This is a genomic window from Cetobacterium sp. ZWU0022 (assembly GCF_000800875.1).
In the GTDB taxonomy this organism is placed as follows: Bacteria; Fusobacteriota; Fusobacteriia; order Fusobacteriales; family Fusobacteriaceae; genus Cetobacterium_A.
Genome location: NZ_JRJZ01000042.1, coordinates 35,816 through 53,132, shown reverse-complemented (window position 1 = coordinate 53,132; position 17,317 = coordinate 35,816). Strand labels below are relative to the sequence as shown.

The 17,317-nt window shown below is 29.0% G+C and carries 13 protein-coding genes; 4 read left to right on the top strand and 9 right to left on the bottom strand.

Annotated elements, in window-relative coordinates:
* Positions 1-16: 16 nt before the first annotated feature.
* The 5 genes from L988_RS04790 to L988_RS04770 are packed head-to-tail and all read right to left on the bottom strand — an operon-like array spanning position 17 to position 8,263.
* On the bottom strand, positions 17-886 hold the full coding sequence (locus tag L988_RS04790; RefSeq protein WP_047382108.1) for an ROK family protein: 870 nt from the start codon (positions 884-886) through the stop codon (positions 17-19).
* On the bottom strand, positions 887-2,263 hold the full coding sequence (locus tag L988_RS04785) for a glycoside hydrolase family 1 protein (protein WP_047382106.1): 1,377 nt from the start codon (positions 2,261-2,263) through the stop codon (positions 887-889).
* A 3-nt stretch (positions 2,264-2,266) separates the two neighbouring features.
* Positions 2,267-3,598, bottom strand: a complete 1,332-nt coding sequence (gene celB / locus L988_RS04780; protein WP_047382103.1) for a PTS cellobiose transporter subunit IIC — start codon at positions 3,596-3,598, stop codon at positions 2,267-2,269.
* A gap of 25 nt (positions 3,599-3,623) precedes the next feature.
* Positions 3,624-6,257 (bottom strand): glycoside hydrolase family 38 C-terminal domain-containing protein, encoded by a 2,634-nt coding sequence (locus L988_RS04775; protein WP_047382100.1) that lies wholly within the window; start codon positions 6,255-6,257, stop codon positions 3,624-3,626.
* Between the two features lie 14 nt (positions 6,258-6,271).
* Positions 6,272-8,263: a fructose-specific PTS transporter subunit EIIC gene (locus tag L988_RS04770; protein ID WP_081990290.1), complete on the bottom strand. Its 1,992-nt coding sequence runs from the start codon at positions 8,261-8,263 to the stop codon at positions 6,272-6,274.
* Positions 8,264-8,468: 205 nt separating this feature from the next.
* Here L988_RS04770 and L988_RS04765 point away from each other — a divergent pair, with 205 nt between their 5' ends.
* The 4 genes from L988_RS04765 (at position 8,469) to L988_RS04750 (ending at position 13,161) form a co-directional block, all read left to right on the top strand.
* Entirely contained in the window at positions 8,469-10,541 is a 2,073-nt protein-coding gene (locus L988_RS04765) for a transcription antiterminator (RefSeq protein WP_047382098.1), read from the top strand.
* Positions 10,542-10,729: 188 nt separating this feature from the next.
* Positions 10,730-11,137, top strand: coding sequence for a hypothetical protein (locus L988_RS04760; RefSeq protein WP_047382094.1), 408 nt, complete (start codon positions 10,730-10,732; stop codon positions 11,135-11,137).
* 138 nt (positions 11,138-11,275) lie between these two features.
* On the top strand, positions 11,276-11,818 hold the full coding sequence (locus L988_RS04755; RefSeq protein WP_047382092.1) for a GNAT family N-acetyltransferase: 543 nt from the start codon (positions 11,276-11,278) through the stop codon (positions 11,816-11,818).
* A 26-nt stretch (positions 11,819-11,844) separates the two neighbouring features.
* Complete coding sequence (locus tag L988_RS04750; protein ID WP_047382090.1) at positions 11,845-13,161, top strand: Na+/H+ antiporter NhaC family protein; 1,317 nt, start codon at positions 11,845-11,847, stop codon at positions 13,159-13,161.
* A 68-nt stretch (positions 13,162-13,229) separates the two neighbouring features.
* Here L988_RS04750 and L988_RS04745 read toward each other — a convergent pair whose 3' ends face one another.
* From L988_RS04745 to L988_RS04730, 4 genes are all read right to left on the bottom strand, one after another.
* Positions 13,230-14,435, bottom strand: a complete 1,206-nt coding sequence (locus L988_RS04745) for a helix-turn-helix transcriptional regulator (RefSeq protein ID WP_047382087.1) — start codon at positions 14,433-14,435, stop codon at positions 13,230-13,232.
* A gap of 77 nt (positions 14,436-14,512) precedes the next feature.
* Positions 14,513-15,073 carry a hypothetical protein gene (locus tag L988_RS04740; protein ID WP_052191696.1) on the bottom strand — a complete coding sequence of 187 codons (561 nt, stop codon included), beginning with the start codon at positions 15,071-15,073 and terminating at the stop codon, positions 14,513-14,515.
* Between the two features lie 869 nt (positions 15,074-15,942).
* Positions 15,943-16,431 carry a hypothetical protein gene (locus L988_RS04735; protein WP_047382086.1) on the bottom strand — a complete coding sequence of 163 codons (489 nt, stop codon included), beginning with the start codon at positions 16,429-16,431 and terminating at the stop codon, positions 15,943-15,945.
* A 256-nt stretch (positions 16,432-16,687) separates the two neighbouring features.
* Positions 16,688-17,239 carry a YbhB/YbcL family Raf kinase inhibitor-like protein gene (locus L988_RS04730; protein ID WP_052191695.1) on the bottom strand — a complete coding sequence of 184 codons (552 nt, stop codon included), beginning with the start codon at positions 17,237-17,239 and terminating at the stop codon, positions 16,688-16,690.
* Positions 17,240-17,317: the final 78 nt, after the last annotated feature.

The following is a 17,317-nucleotide window of genomic DNA, read 5'->3' as shown; positions in this document are numbered from 1 at the left end:
AAAATAGTAAAAAGATTTATGAATTCTGTAAAAAATTATACAGTGCACCAATAAGATTTGAATTATTGTTAAATTTACAAGATTTTATTTTTGGATATATGGTTGCAGAATCAATTTTATTTACAAGATCAGTGACACTTTTTTGAATATTATTGATAATAGTTTGATTGGCACTAACTCCTCCTCCAATGATTATTTTTTCAGGATCATAAATATACTGGATAGTCAAAATTCCTTTAGCCAAATCACTATACCAATTTTTCACTTCATTAGAAATAATTTCATTTTCATCGATTAAATTGAAAAGTTCAATTCCATTTATATTTCGATTAAGTTTTTTAGAGATTCTACTTGTAAGTTGTCCAATAGAAACAGATCCCCAAGTTCCAGGAATACCTTTTTCACTTTCAAAATACATAATTCCAAATTCCCCAGCTTGTAAATTTTTTCCCTTATGAATTTGTTTATTTTTAACGATAGCTCCACCAACTCCAGTTCCAAGAACGATGAAAACAACGTCGTCATTAAACTTTGCCTCACCTAACCAAACCTCAGCAAGAGCAGCACAGTTAGCATCATTCTCAAGATGAACTTTAAGATTCAAAATATCTTCTAAATCTTTTTTTATATTAGGACCATGTATGTAAGGAAGGGCACTGACACCGGCAACAAAACCAGTATCAGTATTAACAGCCCCAGGGCAGCTTAAAGCTACACCAGAAAATTTGTAGGTGTAACTATTTTTAATTTTAGAAATTTCAAAATAAAGATCCTCTAAACTATTTGGTGTATTGAAACTTGATTGTTCTAAAATATTTCCATTTTCAGATAAAACACCATACTTGATAGAGCTTCCTCCAAAGTCAAAAACTAAATAATTTTTCATTTAAAACCCCTTTTTCTCAGAAAGTTCTTTGAACCATCTTCCACTTTTTTTAATAGTTCTCTTTTGATTAGAAAGATCTAATGAAACTAATCCATATCTATTTTTATATGAATTCAACCAAGACCAGTTATCAATAAAAGTCCAAACATGATATCCGATACAGTTAGATCCCTCTTCGATTCCTTTATGTAACCACTTTAAATGATTCTTATAAAAATCAATTCTATAGTCATCTTGAATAATTCCGTCAACTAAGAATTTCTCTTCACCTTCAACACCCATTCCATTTTCAGTTATCAACCATTCAATATTTCCATAGTTATCTCTAATATTTATGGCTATATCGTAGACACCTTTTTCAAAAATCTCCCATCCTCTGTGAGGGTTAATTTTTCTTCCAGGCATAATGTAGTAGTCATAATAATATTCGGGCATAAATGGAGCTTCTGGGTTTGGAAGAGAGGCTCTAGCAGCAACTCTTCTAGGCTGATAGTAGTTAACTCCTAAGTAATCAACTGTGTTTTCAGAGATTATATTCAAATCACTTTCTGTATATTCAGGCATTAAATCGTGTTCTTTGATAATCTCTATTAATTCAGTTGGAAAATAACCTTTTACTGCTGGATCTAAGAAACTTCTATTGGCAAAAAGATCAGCTATAAATGAAGCTTTTAAATCCCATTTGTTTTCACTTCTTGGATAACAAGGTGAAAGATTTAAAACAATTCCTATTTTTCCATCTCCATTTAATTCTCTATAGTTTTTAATCGCAAGAGCATTGGCAAGAGCGGTGTGATAACCAACTTGTACAGCAGCTTTAGGATCGACTTTATATGGATAATGATAACCGAGTAAATAACCACATTCGACATGAACGATAGGCTCGTTAAAAGTAAACCATCTTTTAACTCTATCACCGAAATGTTCGAAACATATTTTAGCGAAACTAGCATAGTGATTGACAACCTCTCGATTTTCCCATCCACCTATATTTTGCATACACATAGGCATATCAAAATGGAAAAGATTGATGAATGGTTCAATTTTGTTAGCTAATAACTCATCTATCACATTGTTGTAAAAATCAATCGCTTTAGAATTTATTTCTCCAAAACCATTTGGTAGCAATCTAGACCAGCTGATAGAAAATCTAAAAGAGTTGTGGCCAGTTTCTTTTAAAAGTTTTATATCTTCTTTATAATTTTTATAAAAAGTAGAAGTTTCATAAGGCCCTATATTATTGTGAAATCTAAAGCTCTCTGTTTCAAACCAATAGTCCCAAATATTTTGTCCTTTTCCATCAATATTCCAAGCTCCTTCACTTTGAGTAGCAGATGAAGCACTACCGAAGTAGAAGTTATCCTTAAATTTAATCATAGTTTACATCTCTCCTTCTTTTAATGAGTTAGTATAGATTTTTAAAAATGGTGTATATATAAAGTAAGAAAGTAATATCAAAGCTAAACTTAAAATTGCAGCAGAGATATCAAAGTTTGTAGCAAGTAATGCAGCGAGAGGTCCTGGGGTTGTCCACGGCACAAGAGTCACGATTTTTGAAACAAGACCATACTTAGTAGCAAACCATGCAATAGTTCCATTTATAATAGGAACAGTTATGAACGGAATAAATAGTAATGGGTTCATAACAATAGGTGTTCCAAACATAATAGGTTCGTTGATATTAAAAATGGCTGGAAGCAAAGATAGTTTTCCAATTGATTTAATATGTGTGTTATTGCTTCTAATCATAGCAAGAGTTAATCCGAGAGTTGTTCCAACTCCTCCCATGAAGATAAAGGAATCTACGAATCCACCTGCAAATATTTTTGGAATAGTTTCTCCGGCTTGAAGTGCAGCTTGATTAGTAGCTAGATTAGATAGAGTTATTGAGTTAACAATAGCAACAACAATATTTGTTCCGTGTAGTCCAGCAAACCAGAATAGATGTATAATCACAAGTAAGATTATTAAAGATAAAAGTGAATCAGACATATTTAAAAGTGGAGCAAAAGTTTTTAGAATAACTTCTGGAACCATAACTTCTAAATTTTTCATGACTAAGATATTCACAGTGTGATATAAAAAAGTTACAACAACAATTGGAATCAATAGTTCGAAAGATTTTGCAATTGCAGGTGGAACAGAATCAGGAAGCTTGATAACAAATTTTTTCTGAACAAGAACTCTAAAGATTTCAATTGCAATAATAGTCCCTAAAATAGCTGTAAATAATCCTTTGGCATCAAGATATCTAGCATCCATAACAGGCATCCATCCACCATCAGCTATAAGAAATAAAGATGTAGCTCCTTCGGCTTGTCCAATAGGTAACCAATCTAATTTAGCAGATGTAAGTAAAAATGCATACATGGATAAAAATCCACCAGTAGTTCCATTTAATTTATAAAAATTAGATAAAGACATTCCTATACCATATGAAACGAATAAAGACATGATTCCCATACTAACATAGAATGGTTGAACTAAATCTCCTTTGAAAGCCCCCATTAAATTGCTGTACCACTCCATGTAAAGAACAGTGTTTGGGTCTGTAAATGGTAAATTTACTAAAAGAAGAATAAAAGATCCGATGATTAAAAACGGCATTGTGTAAACGAAACCATCTTTAATTGCATTCAAATACCGATTTTGTCCGACTTTTGCTGCAATAGGCATAAGCTTTTTTTCGATTAAATTCATAAAATTACGCATAAAAATCCTCCCATATTAACTTAATTTAAATATAAATTTTTAGATTTATAATTTCTCCATATTTAATGTTATCTAATATAATTTTTGAATCTATGATATCTCTTTTTGAACTAATATCTTCATATAGCATATTGATTATTTCATAATCTTTTCCAAAGGTTACTTTAATAACTTCTTTTTCTTTTTTAGAATTTAAATTTACTAATCTCAAACCATAACTAGATTTATCTATTGGAAAAATAGATGATAGAGCTAAATTGCACTCTGAAAAATCAATTAAGTTTTCAAAAGTTTTTAATTTATCTTTTAAGGGATGCATTACAAAATATTTTAAAGTATTTGTAAACAGATTCAACTCTTGAATTTGATAGTAAGGTGTTGTTATAGCATAAAGTTGGTACTCTTTTTTAAGTGAGTTAGCATCAAATTCTCCATTGAAATTGTGTTCAAATCTTATAGCAAATTTGAATTTTAATTTTTCTTGAAGTTGGCTATCAGGAGTTTGAATATATTTAAACTCTTGACCAGAGGCGATACCAGGTCTTCTTAAAAGATTGGGTTTACCTAAAAAGCCGACACTTCTAAATAAAGTAAGAGCAATCTTACTATTTTCAAGAATCTCATACTCTTTTATTCCTTTTGATAGAACAGATGTTGAGATATTTTTATTTTTTAGTGTAACAAAATTTAAAAATGGATATATAGGTGACGGTTCCTCTTTCCATCCAATTTCACGCCAGCAATCAATATTTTCGGGAGTATTTAATCTTTCGATTATCCCAAAAGGTGTATCAGCGATAGATATATTGCTGACTACACCACTATTTATAACAGCTCTTAATCTGTGATCTTGAGTGTGGTTGTCAACAGTGAGATGAACCAAAATATTTCCTGAATTATTTAGTTCAATTTTTAAATCATATTTTAGATATGTATTTAAAATATTAAGTTCTCTATCTTTTAAGTTTAAAGGAAGTCTTATGTAACTTTGCATCTTTAAGCTTTTAAAAATAGAATCGTTATTAAAGGTAGCAGAACTTTCAGAGAAACTGTGCTGTATTTTTCTGTCTAAAATAGGGGGAGAATAATCGTAAGTATCTCCGTCATCTCCGCTATCCTCTAAACTTATAAAATCTTGAAGTAAAATTTTTGTAATTTTATTAAATAGTGTAAGTTTACCATCGTAGAAATATATTTTATAGAATGAATCCTCGATAAAGTTATCAGAATTTTTAGCCTTCGAACTTTCATAAATTTCAGAACTTTCAGTTTCATAGATTTTTATTCTTTCTAAAGATAAAGGTGAAAGAGGATGTTCTATAATTAGGGTAGTTATATAATAGTAAAGTTCAGGGTTGTGTTCAGATTCGTTTCTTTTGATACTTCCTCTATAAACTTTTTCTTGAGATAAAATATTATATTTAATTTCGTTTCCGCATTCATTTTTAATAGTGAAAAATTTAGATTTTGTGGATACGTTCAATTTAATAGGATTATTTCTTTTATAAGGTAAGGTATTAAAAATAAATAGATCGTTATTTTTTTTATCTTCAATAGATTCACAAATTTTTCTAACTATATAATCAGAAGCTGAATAAGATAGTTGATCGACATCAATCAGTCTAGATGTGATACTTCTATTTGTCTTATCACTGTTACATCCACACGCACTATCATGAGCATGATTTAGAAGTAGTTTTTTCCAGATGTTTTCTAACATGTCAGTTTTAGGAGAGAGACCTAAGGACTGGCCGATGACAAAAAGAGGTTCTAATTGATAGATTAATCTTCGTTCGATTTTATCGTTTAAGTATTTGTGATCATACCTAGATGAATAGATAGAGCGATGGATTTTTGAGTTTGAAGGAGATGTAAGTTCTCCTTTAACTCTTTTAAAATTATTCTCTTTTCTTAATTCTTTAAAATATTCTTCACAATTGCTTTCGATATACAATAGGTTATTTTTACTATTCTTATTATAAAAATCGATTCGTTCTTTTAGATTGAAATCAATATATCTTTGATCTCCGCCAACAGATAGTAAAATATTATTTTTAGATACACCATCTGAAAACGTTTTTTCAACATTTTCAATATCATCATTATAGATAATATTTCCCCCATAGTAATACCCATTTTTTATATTACTTGTTAAAACTTCACTTCCATCTTCAGACTCCCAAATGAATTCTCTATCAGAACAGAGATTTTTAGGAAGACCTCTCCAAAATATGAAGTCGTGAATACTAAATCCATTTAAAATTTTTGGTAAATCTTTAGTTTGACCAAATGAATCAGGAAGATAACCAACTTTAAAATAATCACCAAACTCTTTGCAACTTTTTATTCCATAAAATAGATTTCGAACGATAGATTCTCCTGAAATAATAAGTTCATCAGTTTGTGTATACCAAGGTCCAATTAAAAGTTTTTTTTCAGAAACTAATTTTTTTATTCGTTCAAAATTTTTTGGCATATATTTTAAATATTCCTCTAAAATACTGACTTGTCCATCTAACAGGTAGTAATTTAAACTACCTGTTTCAAGAGCTTCAATAACTTCATCCATATGATATATAAGTTGAACGATGGATTCGTTGGCTGTAAAATACCATTCGTAATCCCAATGTGTATTAGCATAGACGTGTACTTTTTTCATTTTTCTCCTCTTTCTTAAACTAAAATCTCTTCAAGTTCATTTTCGTTTTCAGTAATAGATTTTCTCCAGAATCCAATAATCAGTGCTGTTGTTATTATTCCAGCAAAGGTACAAGCAATCCAAGTTAAAAATGGAACGGGTTGCTCAATGTATCCAATGAAAGTTCCTATTGGTGATCCAATTCCACCATAGAATTTACAGCCAGTAGCACCAGCTAAACCTCCAGCCACAGCACCACCGACAACAGATGCTGTTATCATCTGAACAGGATTTGATGCTACAAATGGAATAGCGCCCTCTGTAACTCCTACAATACCCATTCCAAAAGCCGAGGCAGCTGAAATGTGTTCTTGTCTTGTAAATTTATTTTTAAAAATTCTAGACGCTAACCATATTCCAAGAGGTGCAACAGAGATTGCGGCTTGAGCAGCAGTTCCTGGAACGAAGTTAGCACCTTGAATTCCATATTTAGCAACAGTATCAGTAAAAACAGCAGCTCCGAAAATTAAAGCTGTTTTATTAACAGGACCTCCAAAATCAAACCCAATCATAGCACCAATTATAGCTCCTATGATAATAGGCATTCCAGTATAGTTATCATTTAGGAATGTCAATGTTGAGTAAAGTGTATCCATAAGATTAGCAATAGGTTTACCAATCATAAAAGTAACGATCATAGTTACAAGAAATAAAGAGATTACAGGAATTACCATTATTCCTAAAAGCGGTTGAACAACTTTTGGCCACTTTATTTTTTTTAGTAGATTAACAATATACCCAGTTAAAAATGCAACAAGTATAGCTGATATAAATCCTCCGCCAGTTTGAGTTCCTAGATATGCTGCGTCGTTGGCGATATAAGCACCGATCATAGCAGCAGCAATTGCGGGTCGTCCAGCCATAGAGTTAGCGATAAAACCAGCAAATAGAGGAATCATTAGTTTAAATCCGATTTGACCTATTTCAAACATCTTAGCCATTAAAAATCCAAAGTTTGTACTTCTATCAAATCCCCAGTTTACAATCTGTCCAAGCTCATTTTTTTGAAAAGCAAAAATATTTGCAATAGATAAAATTATTCCAGAAGCAATAACCATAGGTACCATATATGATAAACCAGCCATGATGTGTCCAACAGCTTTATTTTCTGTTTTTCCAAGAGTTATTTTTCCGACTTTGCTTCCTTTTACTCCAAAAACTGTTGCATGTTCAAGTGCTTCTAAGATTAATCCTTTTCCGTCTTTAATAGCAACGTTAGCTTTTACTTGATAAAGTTTTTTTCCAATAAATCTATCCATCTCGATATTTCTATTTACAGCTAAAATAACTATATCAGCTTCTTCAATCTCTTTCTCTGTTAAAGCATCTTCTGTTCCGAGTGCACCTTGTTTTTCAACAGAAATTTTTATATCTAAATCTTTTCCAGCTTTTAATAGGCCTTCAGCGGCCATATATGTGTGAGCAATTCCAGCAGGACAAGACGTAACAGCAACTATTTTTTTAGATGAATCAATTTTAAGATTTTTTTCAATTTTTTTAGAAGGTAAATCTTCTGAAGATAGTAGTGTTAAAAACTTATCTTTATTTTCAGAATTTTTAAGATTTTCAATAAAGCCTTCTTTCATAAATGAAATTGTTAAATTTTTAAGAATCTCAATGTGCATATCCCCTTGATGTTTCGATGGAATAGCTAGAAGAAAAACTAAACATACTTTATTTTGATCATCGACAGATTCCCAATCTTCGATATAATTTTTAAGTCTAGCCACAGCAATTTTAGGTGTTTTTACAAAATCAGATTTAGCATGAGGAATAGCTAAACCATCTTCTAAACCAGTTGGTGAAACTTTCTCTCTAGATAAAACATCATTATAGAATCCAGATTTTGATGTTAAGACTTCATTTTCATCTAAAAGAGTTATCAATTCTTGAATAACGCTCTCCTTTGTTTTTGAATCAGAATCTAAAACTATAAGATTTCTATCAATCAGATTTTTAATATCCATTTTTTCCTCCCGTATTTTTAATTAAATAGATTATATGATTATATCTTATTAAAAAAAAGGAGCTATTTTATTCAAAAAAATATGAATAAAATAGTTTTATTGCTTTTATATAGTTGATAATTTATAATAAATATATAAAATGTTCGAAAAAAGTAAAAAAAGTAGAACTGTTTTATTCAATTTTTTTTGAAAGGGATGGATGGGAATGAATAAAAGAGTATATGAGATTTTAAAATTTATAGTTGAAGAAAACGGAAGAACAAATTTGAAAGAACTTTCTATAGTTACAAAAGCGAATGAGAGAACTATCAGATATGATATAGATAAAATAAATGAAATCTTTGAAGCTCAAGGAGTTAGCTTAATTCAAAAACAGAGTAAGGGTGAACTTTTTCATAAAGAGATTGAAGAGATAAGTATTTTTATAAAATCTAATTTTAAAGAGATTTTTTTCAATGAACATAGGCAGTTAATAATATTGATAAAAGTTTTATTTCAAGGTGAGATATGTATATCACAACTATGTAAAGAGTTCGATTTAACAAGAACAACTATAAAAACAGAACTGACTGAAGTAAAGAAAATATTAAAGGAAAATGCATTGGAATTAGAGGTTTCTAATCTTGGTTTAAAGTTGATAGGAGAAGAGGGAGATTTGAGAAATCTCCAATTAAAATTGATAAATGAATATGGAAATACTATTTTAGAAAAGGATTTAGAACGTAGGTATATATATAACTTTATAAAAGAAAAATATTTAAATATTGATATTGCGGAGATTGAAAAATTTATAAACTACATTGTAAAGCAACTAAATACAGTGATAACAGATGAAACATACTTTATCCTTTCAAACTATATTTTAATTATGGTAAAAAGAATTGAAAGTAGGAATGAAATAAAAAAAAGTAATAATATAAAATTTTATGAGGATACAAAAGAGTATGAGGTTTTAAAGAAGAGTATCTCTTTAATAGAGGCAAATTTTAATATAGAGATTTCAAATTTTGAATTGACAAAATTAACAGATTACTTTTTGGGATGTAGTAATTTTTCTTTATCAAATTTAGCATATAAAGAGTGGTTAGAAATAGAGATTTTAGTAAAGAAAATAGTTTTACAGTTTAAAAAACTTCATAAAGTAGATTTAAGTAAAGATGAAACCTTGATAAATGGACTTGTAAATCATATAAAGCCAGCATTACATAGAGTAAAAAATGGATTGAAATTACAAAATTCAATATCGAAGGAGGTCTTAGAAAAGTTTCCAACATTATATAAAGATACGGAAGAAGCGTTAGTTATTTTAGATGAACTTTTAGGAATTCCATTAAATGAAGATGAAGTATCTTTCATTGCATTACACTTTAAAACAGCTTTGGATAGATGGAAAAGTAGAAGAGAGCAAACTAAAAATATAATTTTAGTTTGTGGGTATGGATATGGAACTTCAAAATTATTAGAGCAGCAGCTAAAGCAAAGATACAATATAAATATATTGGATACAATTCCACTTAATCAATTGAATAACATAGATTTCTCAAGAAAAATAGATTTGATAATAACTACATTAACAACAATAGAAATAGATATTGAAATACCCATAGTCTCAATAAATACGATTTTAAAAGAGAAAGATATAGAGACTTTAGATTTATATAATCTTCCAAAGCATTTGGATAAAGTTTCTCTTTCAGTTATCTATGATACTATATCAAAACATTGTGATATAAATGATAAGAAGTTTTTAGTAAAAGATCTGAAAGTAATTTTAGATGGAAAAATTATAGATGATTTAAAAGAAAGAGGAAAAAAACTCTCAGAATTTATCCAAGCAGATGTCATAAAATTAAGGCAAAAAGCAGATACATGGCAAGAAGCTATTCAAGTTGCAGGTGAACTTCTAGTAGAATCAGGATGTGTAACTGAAAGATATATTCAAACGATGATAAACAAGGTTGAAAAGTACGGTTCTTATATAGTTATAACAAATTTATTAGCAATTCCTCATGGTGAACTTTCAGAAGATGTGAATTGTTCAGGAATGGCCTTGATATCACTAGATAAACCTGTTTATTTCCCTGATAAAAAACCTGTAAAGTATTTACTAGCTTTTTGTGGAACAGTTTCAAAAGATTATTTAGATGCTTTAACTCAATTTTTAGAGTTAGTCGATAATTGTGACTTTTTAGAAACTATTGAAAAAAGCTCATCACCTAAAAAAATCGTAGATACAATAAAAAAATATGAATTTTTATCTAAAGCATTATCATATTAGAAATTTAAAATATTTACTTTCTATAATATCATCCTCATATTTATAAGGATGATTAGAGAAGTAAATAATAGAACTTCATGAAAAAAAGTATTTATTACAATGAAAGAAGGAAGGAGATATTAAAGTTTGTAAAATTCTTGTAAGCCTTTAAGGCAAATTTTCTTATTAAAAAGTAATAGGAGGAAAAAATGAAAAAACTATTTATATTAGGAACAGTTTTATTGTCAACATCACTATTTTCAGCAGGGCAAATGGGTGGTATGATGCAGGGTGGAAAAATGGAAAATATGCCGATGATGCAAAGTGGAATGCCGTGCCAATGTCCTATGATGGGAGCTGGAGGAAAAGGTATGATGACTTCAAAGATGATGACACCTGAAATGAAAAAAGATATGCAGATGCAAAAGATTGCAATTCAAGAAAAAGAACTAGAGATATCAAAAGCATTAGCTCAAGATAAGATTGATTGGGCTAAGGTAGAGCAACTAAATAGAGATATAGCTCATATTAGAGCGACAAACGAAACAAAGATGATGCAAATGCACTATGAAATGATGCAAAATCCAGGTCCACTTTATGAGGACAAAGTAAACTAGTTAATTTTTAATAGATTTTAATAGAGGGCGTTAATCCCTCTATTTTTTATCTTAAATTTAAATCTAAATATTTGTTTTCAGATTAATTCGTGATACTATACCTTATAAATTGATTAAATTTCTAGGAGGTAGAAATTCATGGATTTAAAAAACGAATACATAGTAGAAAGTGAAAGGTTAAAATTTAGAAAGATTGTTGATATGGATTTTAATAAAATTCATAAAATATTAAAAGATGAAGAGATTATGTATGCTTGGGGACATGGGTTTTCTGAAGATGAAACAAGAGAATGGATAGAAAAAAATAAAATTCGTTATAAAAATGAAGGATTTAGTTATTTTTCTGTTATTCAAAAAAATACAGGTGATTTTATTGGAGTTATGGGACCTTTAATAGAAGAAATAGGTGGAGAAAAAAATGTTGGAGTTGCATATATTATAGATAAAAAATATTGGGGGAATGGATATGCTACAGAGGCTGTAAAAGTATTTATAGACTATGCATTTAATATTCTAAAAGTAAATAAGGTTATAGCTCAAATTCGACCTGAAAATATTAAATCTTCTAAAGTCGCACAAAGAGTTGGGATGAAACTTGAGGGTGAATTTATCAAAATTTATAAAGAAGAAGAGATGTTACATTATATATATAGTATTTCATCTGAAAATATTAAATTATAAATTAGTGAATGAAGGAGGGGGATTAGATGCTACATCTATTTTTTATTGTTATTTCAATAGTATATTCTTTTAAAACACAATCGGCATTATTGATTGTATTATCAATGATTTTTTTAGGAACCTTACTCTTCTCAATAAAAAGATTTGAAACATTGAAAAAGAGCTTAGAAATAGTTATAGAAGGAACAAAAAAATCATATCTATTGGTTTTGATATTTGCTTTATTAGGAGCCCTATCAGCTAGCTGGTTTATTTCGGGAACAATTCCAGCTTTAATATATTATGGAATTAAGATTATTGAACCAAATTACTTCTATCTATTTTCTTTTTTGATAACATCTTTGTTTTCGTTTTTAATTGGAAGCTCTTTTGGAACTGTTGGAACAATTGGCTTGGTGATGGTATCATTAGCTAGAGGAATCGGATTAGATTTATATATAGTTGCAGGAAGTGTGATATCAGGAGCTTATTTTGGTGATAGAGGATCTCCAATGTCATCGAGTGCTAATTTTGTGTCTATTTTAACACAAACAAATATATATGATAATGTGCGAAGAATGTTTAGAACCTGTATCATACCTTATCTAATCACTTTAGGAGTATATTATTATTTTGGAAAGGATATAGATGTAAGATTTATAGAAAATGATATTTTAGTTTTATTAGAACAAAATTTTTATCTTAAATTTTTAGTATTTATTCCATTAGTTTATCTTATAATAATGTGTCTTTTAAAGAAAAATATTAAGTATACAATATTTATAAGTATTCTTTTAAGTTTAATTTTAGGATGGTTTTTACAAGAAAATAGAGACAGAAATATACTTTATATTTTTGAAACTTTGATTTATGGGTTTAAGCTTCCTGTTGAAAATGAATTGTCTAATATAGTAAAGGGAGGTGGTATATTTTCAATGGGAACAGCAATGGTTATGGCACTGCTTTCTTGTGGTTTAGTAAATTTAGTTGATAAATTAGGGGCTTTAAAGATTTTCTCTGAAAGAATAGGAAGCTTCAAAAATGAATGTAAGATATATTTATATACAATTTTTGTTGCAATTATAACGGCTGCAGCGAGTTCAAGCCAATCGACATCCATACTTTTAACATCCCAGATTATGAAAGATATCTATCAAAAAAGTGGATTTTCAAATGAAGAATTAGCTTTAGACATAGAAAATAGTTGTGTAATATTAAGTCCATTAATACCTTGGAATATAGCAATAGCTGTTCCAGCATTAATGTTGGATATTCCAGCATATAAAATAATACCATACTCATTATATTTATATATTCTTCCTTTAACAGTAATAGTTTTAAAATTAAAAAATAAATACACTTAATGTATAAGAAAGCTCCCTTTACACGGATTAAATAAATTTTAATCAGTGTAAAGGGAGCAATTTTTCTATCAAAGATATTTATTTCTATATTTAAGAGGAGTTAAGCCAAATTTATTTTTAAAGCTGACAGTAAAATTATTAGCTGAAGTAAAAGAGAGAGTGTCTGAAATATAGTTTATCTTATAATTAGTTGTTTTCAATATCAATGCAGCTCTCAATAATTTTTGCTCTAATAAATATTCAGAAGGAAGTATATTTAAATATTTTTTAAATTTATCATTTAAAATTTTATTATAAACTTTATATTTTTTTTCCAGAGTTTTGACTGTTAATCCTTTATCGATATTATTATCAATGTATTTAATGATTTCATTGAATTGTGAGTCGCAACAGTAAAAAGAATCCACTGTAGACTCGACATGTTGGTGGTTTAAAATGTTTGAAAGAATTTTTAGAAGAAAAATATCCTTTTCAGTAGATTCATAATCATTTAATAGAAGTTCTATTCTATATAGCGTTATTAGAGATATAGAATTTTTCTTAAATTTTGTATTTAAAATTTTTAAAATAAATGGACTTTTTATTTTAAAGATTAGTAACTTACATTGTTCGGTTAAAAAAGTTGCATCGTTCAAAATAGATTGATTTACAATAAATACATCTCCTTTTTTTAAAAGAACATGCTCGGAAGAGTTATTGTGGCTATAAAAAAGAGAGCCTTCAATACAAATTCTAACAATAATTTCATTGGTTGAGTTATAAACTTCAATTTTTTGACAGATAGAATTATATTCCAATTCAACAAAATCAAAGAATTCATTGCTAGTAAACTCGATTTTATTACTTAGAATCTGATTAGAATTATTCACAATCTCGTCAAAAGCGATGTCTTGTAATTCAATTACTTCATTTATTTTAGGTAAATTTAATTTAAAGGTTCGATATTCGCTACTATTTTTATAATCAGTTTCAATTTTTTGAAAAATAATCTGTTCATTATAATTTTTATTTAAAATTTTATACCAAAGATATATAAAGAGGATGTTGATAGATTTATCTTTGTAATGAGTTCTTAGAAAAGTCTCGATATCTAAGGATGAATTATTCATATTTTTCAAATTATAAAAAATATCCAAAATCTCTAATTTAAAATTTTTATCTGTTTTTTTATTTAAAAATTCGTATAGAAAACTAATCTTAGTATATAGATTATATTGATTGATGTCATATTTTTTTAAGGTTTTTTCAAGTTCGTTTAAGACTAGATTGTACAAAATAGTGATCCTCCTTTCTTTTTGATTTTTATAAAAATCCCTGCCAAAAGTTAAGTTGGCAGGGAGTATTTAGTTATTTAAAATTTTGTTTCTAACATAGCAAATGCTTGAGGTTGCCATCTCCAATTTTTTGCTCTACTCTCCTCTTGGATATCCCAGTTTCTATATTCAGCAGCAATACCAGTAGTTAATGTAACAGCATCAGTAATTTTATAAGCCATAGATACATCAACTAAAGTATATAAAGAGTACGAGTTTTTATCAGTATATTTAGCTACACCATCTTTCATTGCGTAACGTTCATATTGTCTAAATGTGTACGGGTCATATCCACCTTCAAAATTTAAAGAAAAGGCAACTTTATTCATTTCGTATAGTGGGAATGATTTGTAGATATATGATTCGAAGTCTACTGCGAACTCTTTATCTTCATATTGATTAGGAGCTTTTTCAAAATCATGATTGTAAAAGTCTTGTCTCAAATAAAGATTATTTTCAAATCCAATACCAAGAGGTAGTTTCATGAAAGTGTAAGTGTTCAAAATAGCTCTATTAGAGTATCCACCACCGTTATCTTTAGCCATAGTATGTCTAAATCCAGGTGCGATTTTGAAATCTGTAAATGGTGCACCAACCAATCTGTCAACTAACTGAAATCTTCCTTCATAAGTAAATCTTTTTACATCATTAACTAATTATAGCAATAGGTAAGAATTTGATATTATCTCCATCTTTTCCCCTGCTCCACACCGTACGTGCGACTTTCACCGCATACGGCGTTCCATCAATTTTTTTTAATCATTAAAAGTAGTAGTTAGCATAAAACCTATAAAATTAAAAAAATTGACTTGGGGCCATCCCTCCACCACTTATTATCATGGTTTCATAGGTACTATGCCCCTACTCTCACAGAATCAAAAGAATTTCGTTAAAACACTTATATCTACCAACCACAATTTATATAAATGGTTGTATTCTGCTTTCCACGTTCCTTATTTCCTATGTATATAACTCTACTTAGGTGGTTACTATGAGCCTGTAAGCTTGGAATTGCCTATAACAAAACAAGGATTTTCATAACAGAGATTCTTACTAATCCTCACTTACATATGTACTTAATAAAACAAATGGGAAAGCGCCACATTAAATATATCACTATATTTTGAATTCTAGACTCTTTAATTCGTAACTTTGTCAGCAAGTGTGAAGGAACTTGCATACTCACCATATAGAGCTCCACTCCCAGTTTATCAACTTTCTAAAAATATATATAAAATACAAAAAGACATGGACAGTGTATATTAAATATTTTAATTATAAGTTTTATAGTCGTCGGGAAACGAACACTAAATTCTAAAGAAAGTTTTCAACTGACTTCACCGGGCTTCATACAAAGAGTTGTAAATAGTACAACCTATGCATGCCGGAGTATTAGAGAAGATGCTTCAAGACGTTACTCTCTCATTTCATCTTTCAGAAATAAAGTTCTCTACTATTTCACTAAAGATTAAGCTACTTTAAGCATGTCGTGACTTTTCACCACGAAACGTGTCGCACCTCTGTATTCAAAGAATGATGTAAATAAATCGTTATGAGCATGATAAACTCTTAGACGTTTATCGCTACCTAAATCCCCTTCTTTTTCTGAATTAAGAGCTTGATAATCTCTCAATCTGAATTGAACTCTTGTCTTTTCAGTTGCTTTTAAATCTAGTAAGTATTGTGCTCTCATAGATTCATTGTTATTATTCCATTTTCCTTCCCCAGCCTTACTACCTTCAGTTTGTCCATAATACTTTAACTGTAATCCGAAGCTACCAGATGGTTTGAATGACATTTGTTCTGTTGGAATCATAGATACTTCTTTAGCAAGAACTAATTCTTCAGTTACAACTTCAGATGTTGTTTCAACAATAGGAGCCACAACTACTTCTTTAGCAAGAAGAGAAGATGCTAAAAGAAAAAAACTTAATCCAATTGATCCTTTAAACTTCATTAAATCCCCTCCAAAAATTTTTCAACTAAACTTCAAAATAACTTAAATTTAGTTGTTACTGTAATCATAGCAATGAATTAAAAGTTAAAATATTTAATAAAAAAATTTTTTCAGTTAAATATCAATATAAAAAAATATTGTTGATAATTTTGAATATAAAAAACTATATAAACTAAAGTTTTCTTAATATTTTTATAAAAATAAAATATTTAATAAAAAAACCATAAGACTTTCCTTATGGTTTTTAATAGCATAATTAGTTTCGGTAATCAGCTTTTAATGTGACACTTTCTAAAATATGCCCTTCCATCTCTTTGTATAAATCGTTTAAATAAAATCCATTTGTAAAAGAAATTTCTTTGTCTAAAGCATAAAGAGTTATATTATAAGTGTGCGGTTTATCAGGAGGAGCAGGTCCTCCAAAATGAGAAGCTTCAGATTTAGATAGGCCTCCCATAGATGAAACCCAACTGTTGACACCTTGAATAATATTTTTATCCTCTAAACTAGCATTTTCTTTTAATTCGTTATAGTTTCCTGGAATAATAGCGACCCAATGAATCCAAGAAAAACCTGTAACAGGGATAGCATCTAAATCTTGCATAACAAGAGCAAAAGATTTTGTATTTTTAGGTGAGTTTTTCCATTTTAAAGGCAGTGAAAGAGATGGCATTCCATTTATATTTTGAGAGCCAAATTTACCATACTTTTCTTTAATAAAACCATTTTCAACTCCAGAGCTTTCTAAACTAAATCCAAAAGCAGAGATACTTGTAACAAAAATACTTGTGATAATTTCTTTTTTCATAAAATCTCCTCCTTAAATATTTTGTATTAAGATTGATTTTATGTTAACATTTTTTTGATTATTAATGAATAACTCACT

Bases quoted from the DNA above. Each gene is read 5' to 3' on its own strand.
- L988_RS04790 (WP_047382108.1), bottom strand. From the start codon at position 886: ATGAAAAATTATTTAGTTTTTGACTTTGGAGGAAGCTCTATCAAGTAT.
- L988_RS04785 (WP_047382106.1), bottom strand. From the start codon at position 2,263: ATGATTAAATTTAAGGATAACTTCTACTTCGGTAGTGCTTCATCTGCT.
- celB (WP_047382103.1), bottom strand. From the start codon at position 3,598: ATGCGTAATTTTATGAATTTAATCGAAAAAAAGCTTATGCCTATTGCA.
- L988_RS04775 (WP_047382100.1), bottom strand. From the start codon at position 6,257: ATGAAAAAAGTACACGTCTATGCTAATACACATTGGGATTACGAATGG.
- L988_RS04770 (WP_081990290.1), bottom strand. From the start codon at position 8,263: ATGGATATTAAAAATCTGATTGATAGAAATCTTATAGTTTTAGATTCT.
- L988_RS04765 (WP_047382098.1), top strand. From the start codon at position 8,469: ATGAATAAAAGAGTATATGAGATTTTAAAATTTATAGTTGAAGAAAAC.
- L988_RS04760 (WP_047382094.1), top strand. From the start codon at position 10,730: ATGAAAAAACTATTTATATTAGGAACAGTTTTATTGTCAACATCACTA.
- L988_RS04755 (WP_047382092.1), top strand. From the start codon at position 11,276: ATGGATTTAAAAAACGAATACATAGTAGAAAGTGAAAGGTTAAAATTT.
- L988_RS04750 (WP_047382090.1), top strand. From the start codon at position 11,845: ATGCTACATCTATTTTTTATTGTTATTTCAATAGTATATTCTTTTAAA.
- L988_RS04735 (WP_047382086.1), bottom strand. From the start codon at position 16,431: ATGAAGTTTAAAGGATCAATTGGATTAAGTTTTTTTCTTTTAGCATCT.
- L988_RS04730 (WP_052191695.1), bottom strand. From the start codon at position 17,239: ATGAAAAAAGAAATTATCACAAGTATTTTTGTTACAAGTATCTCTGCT.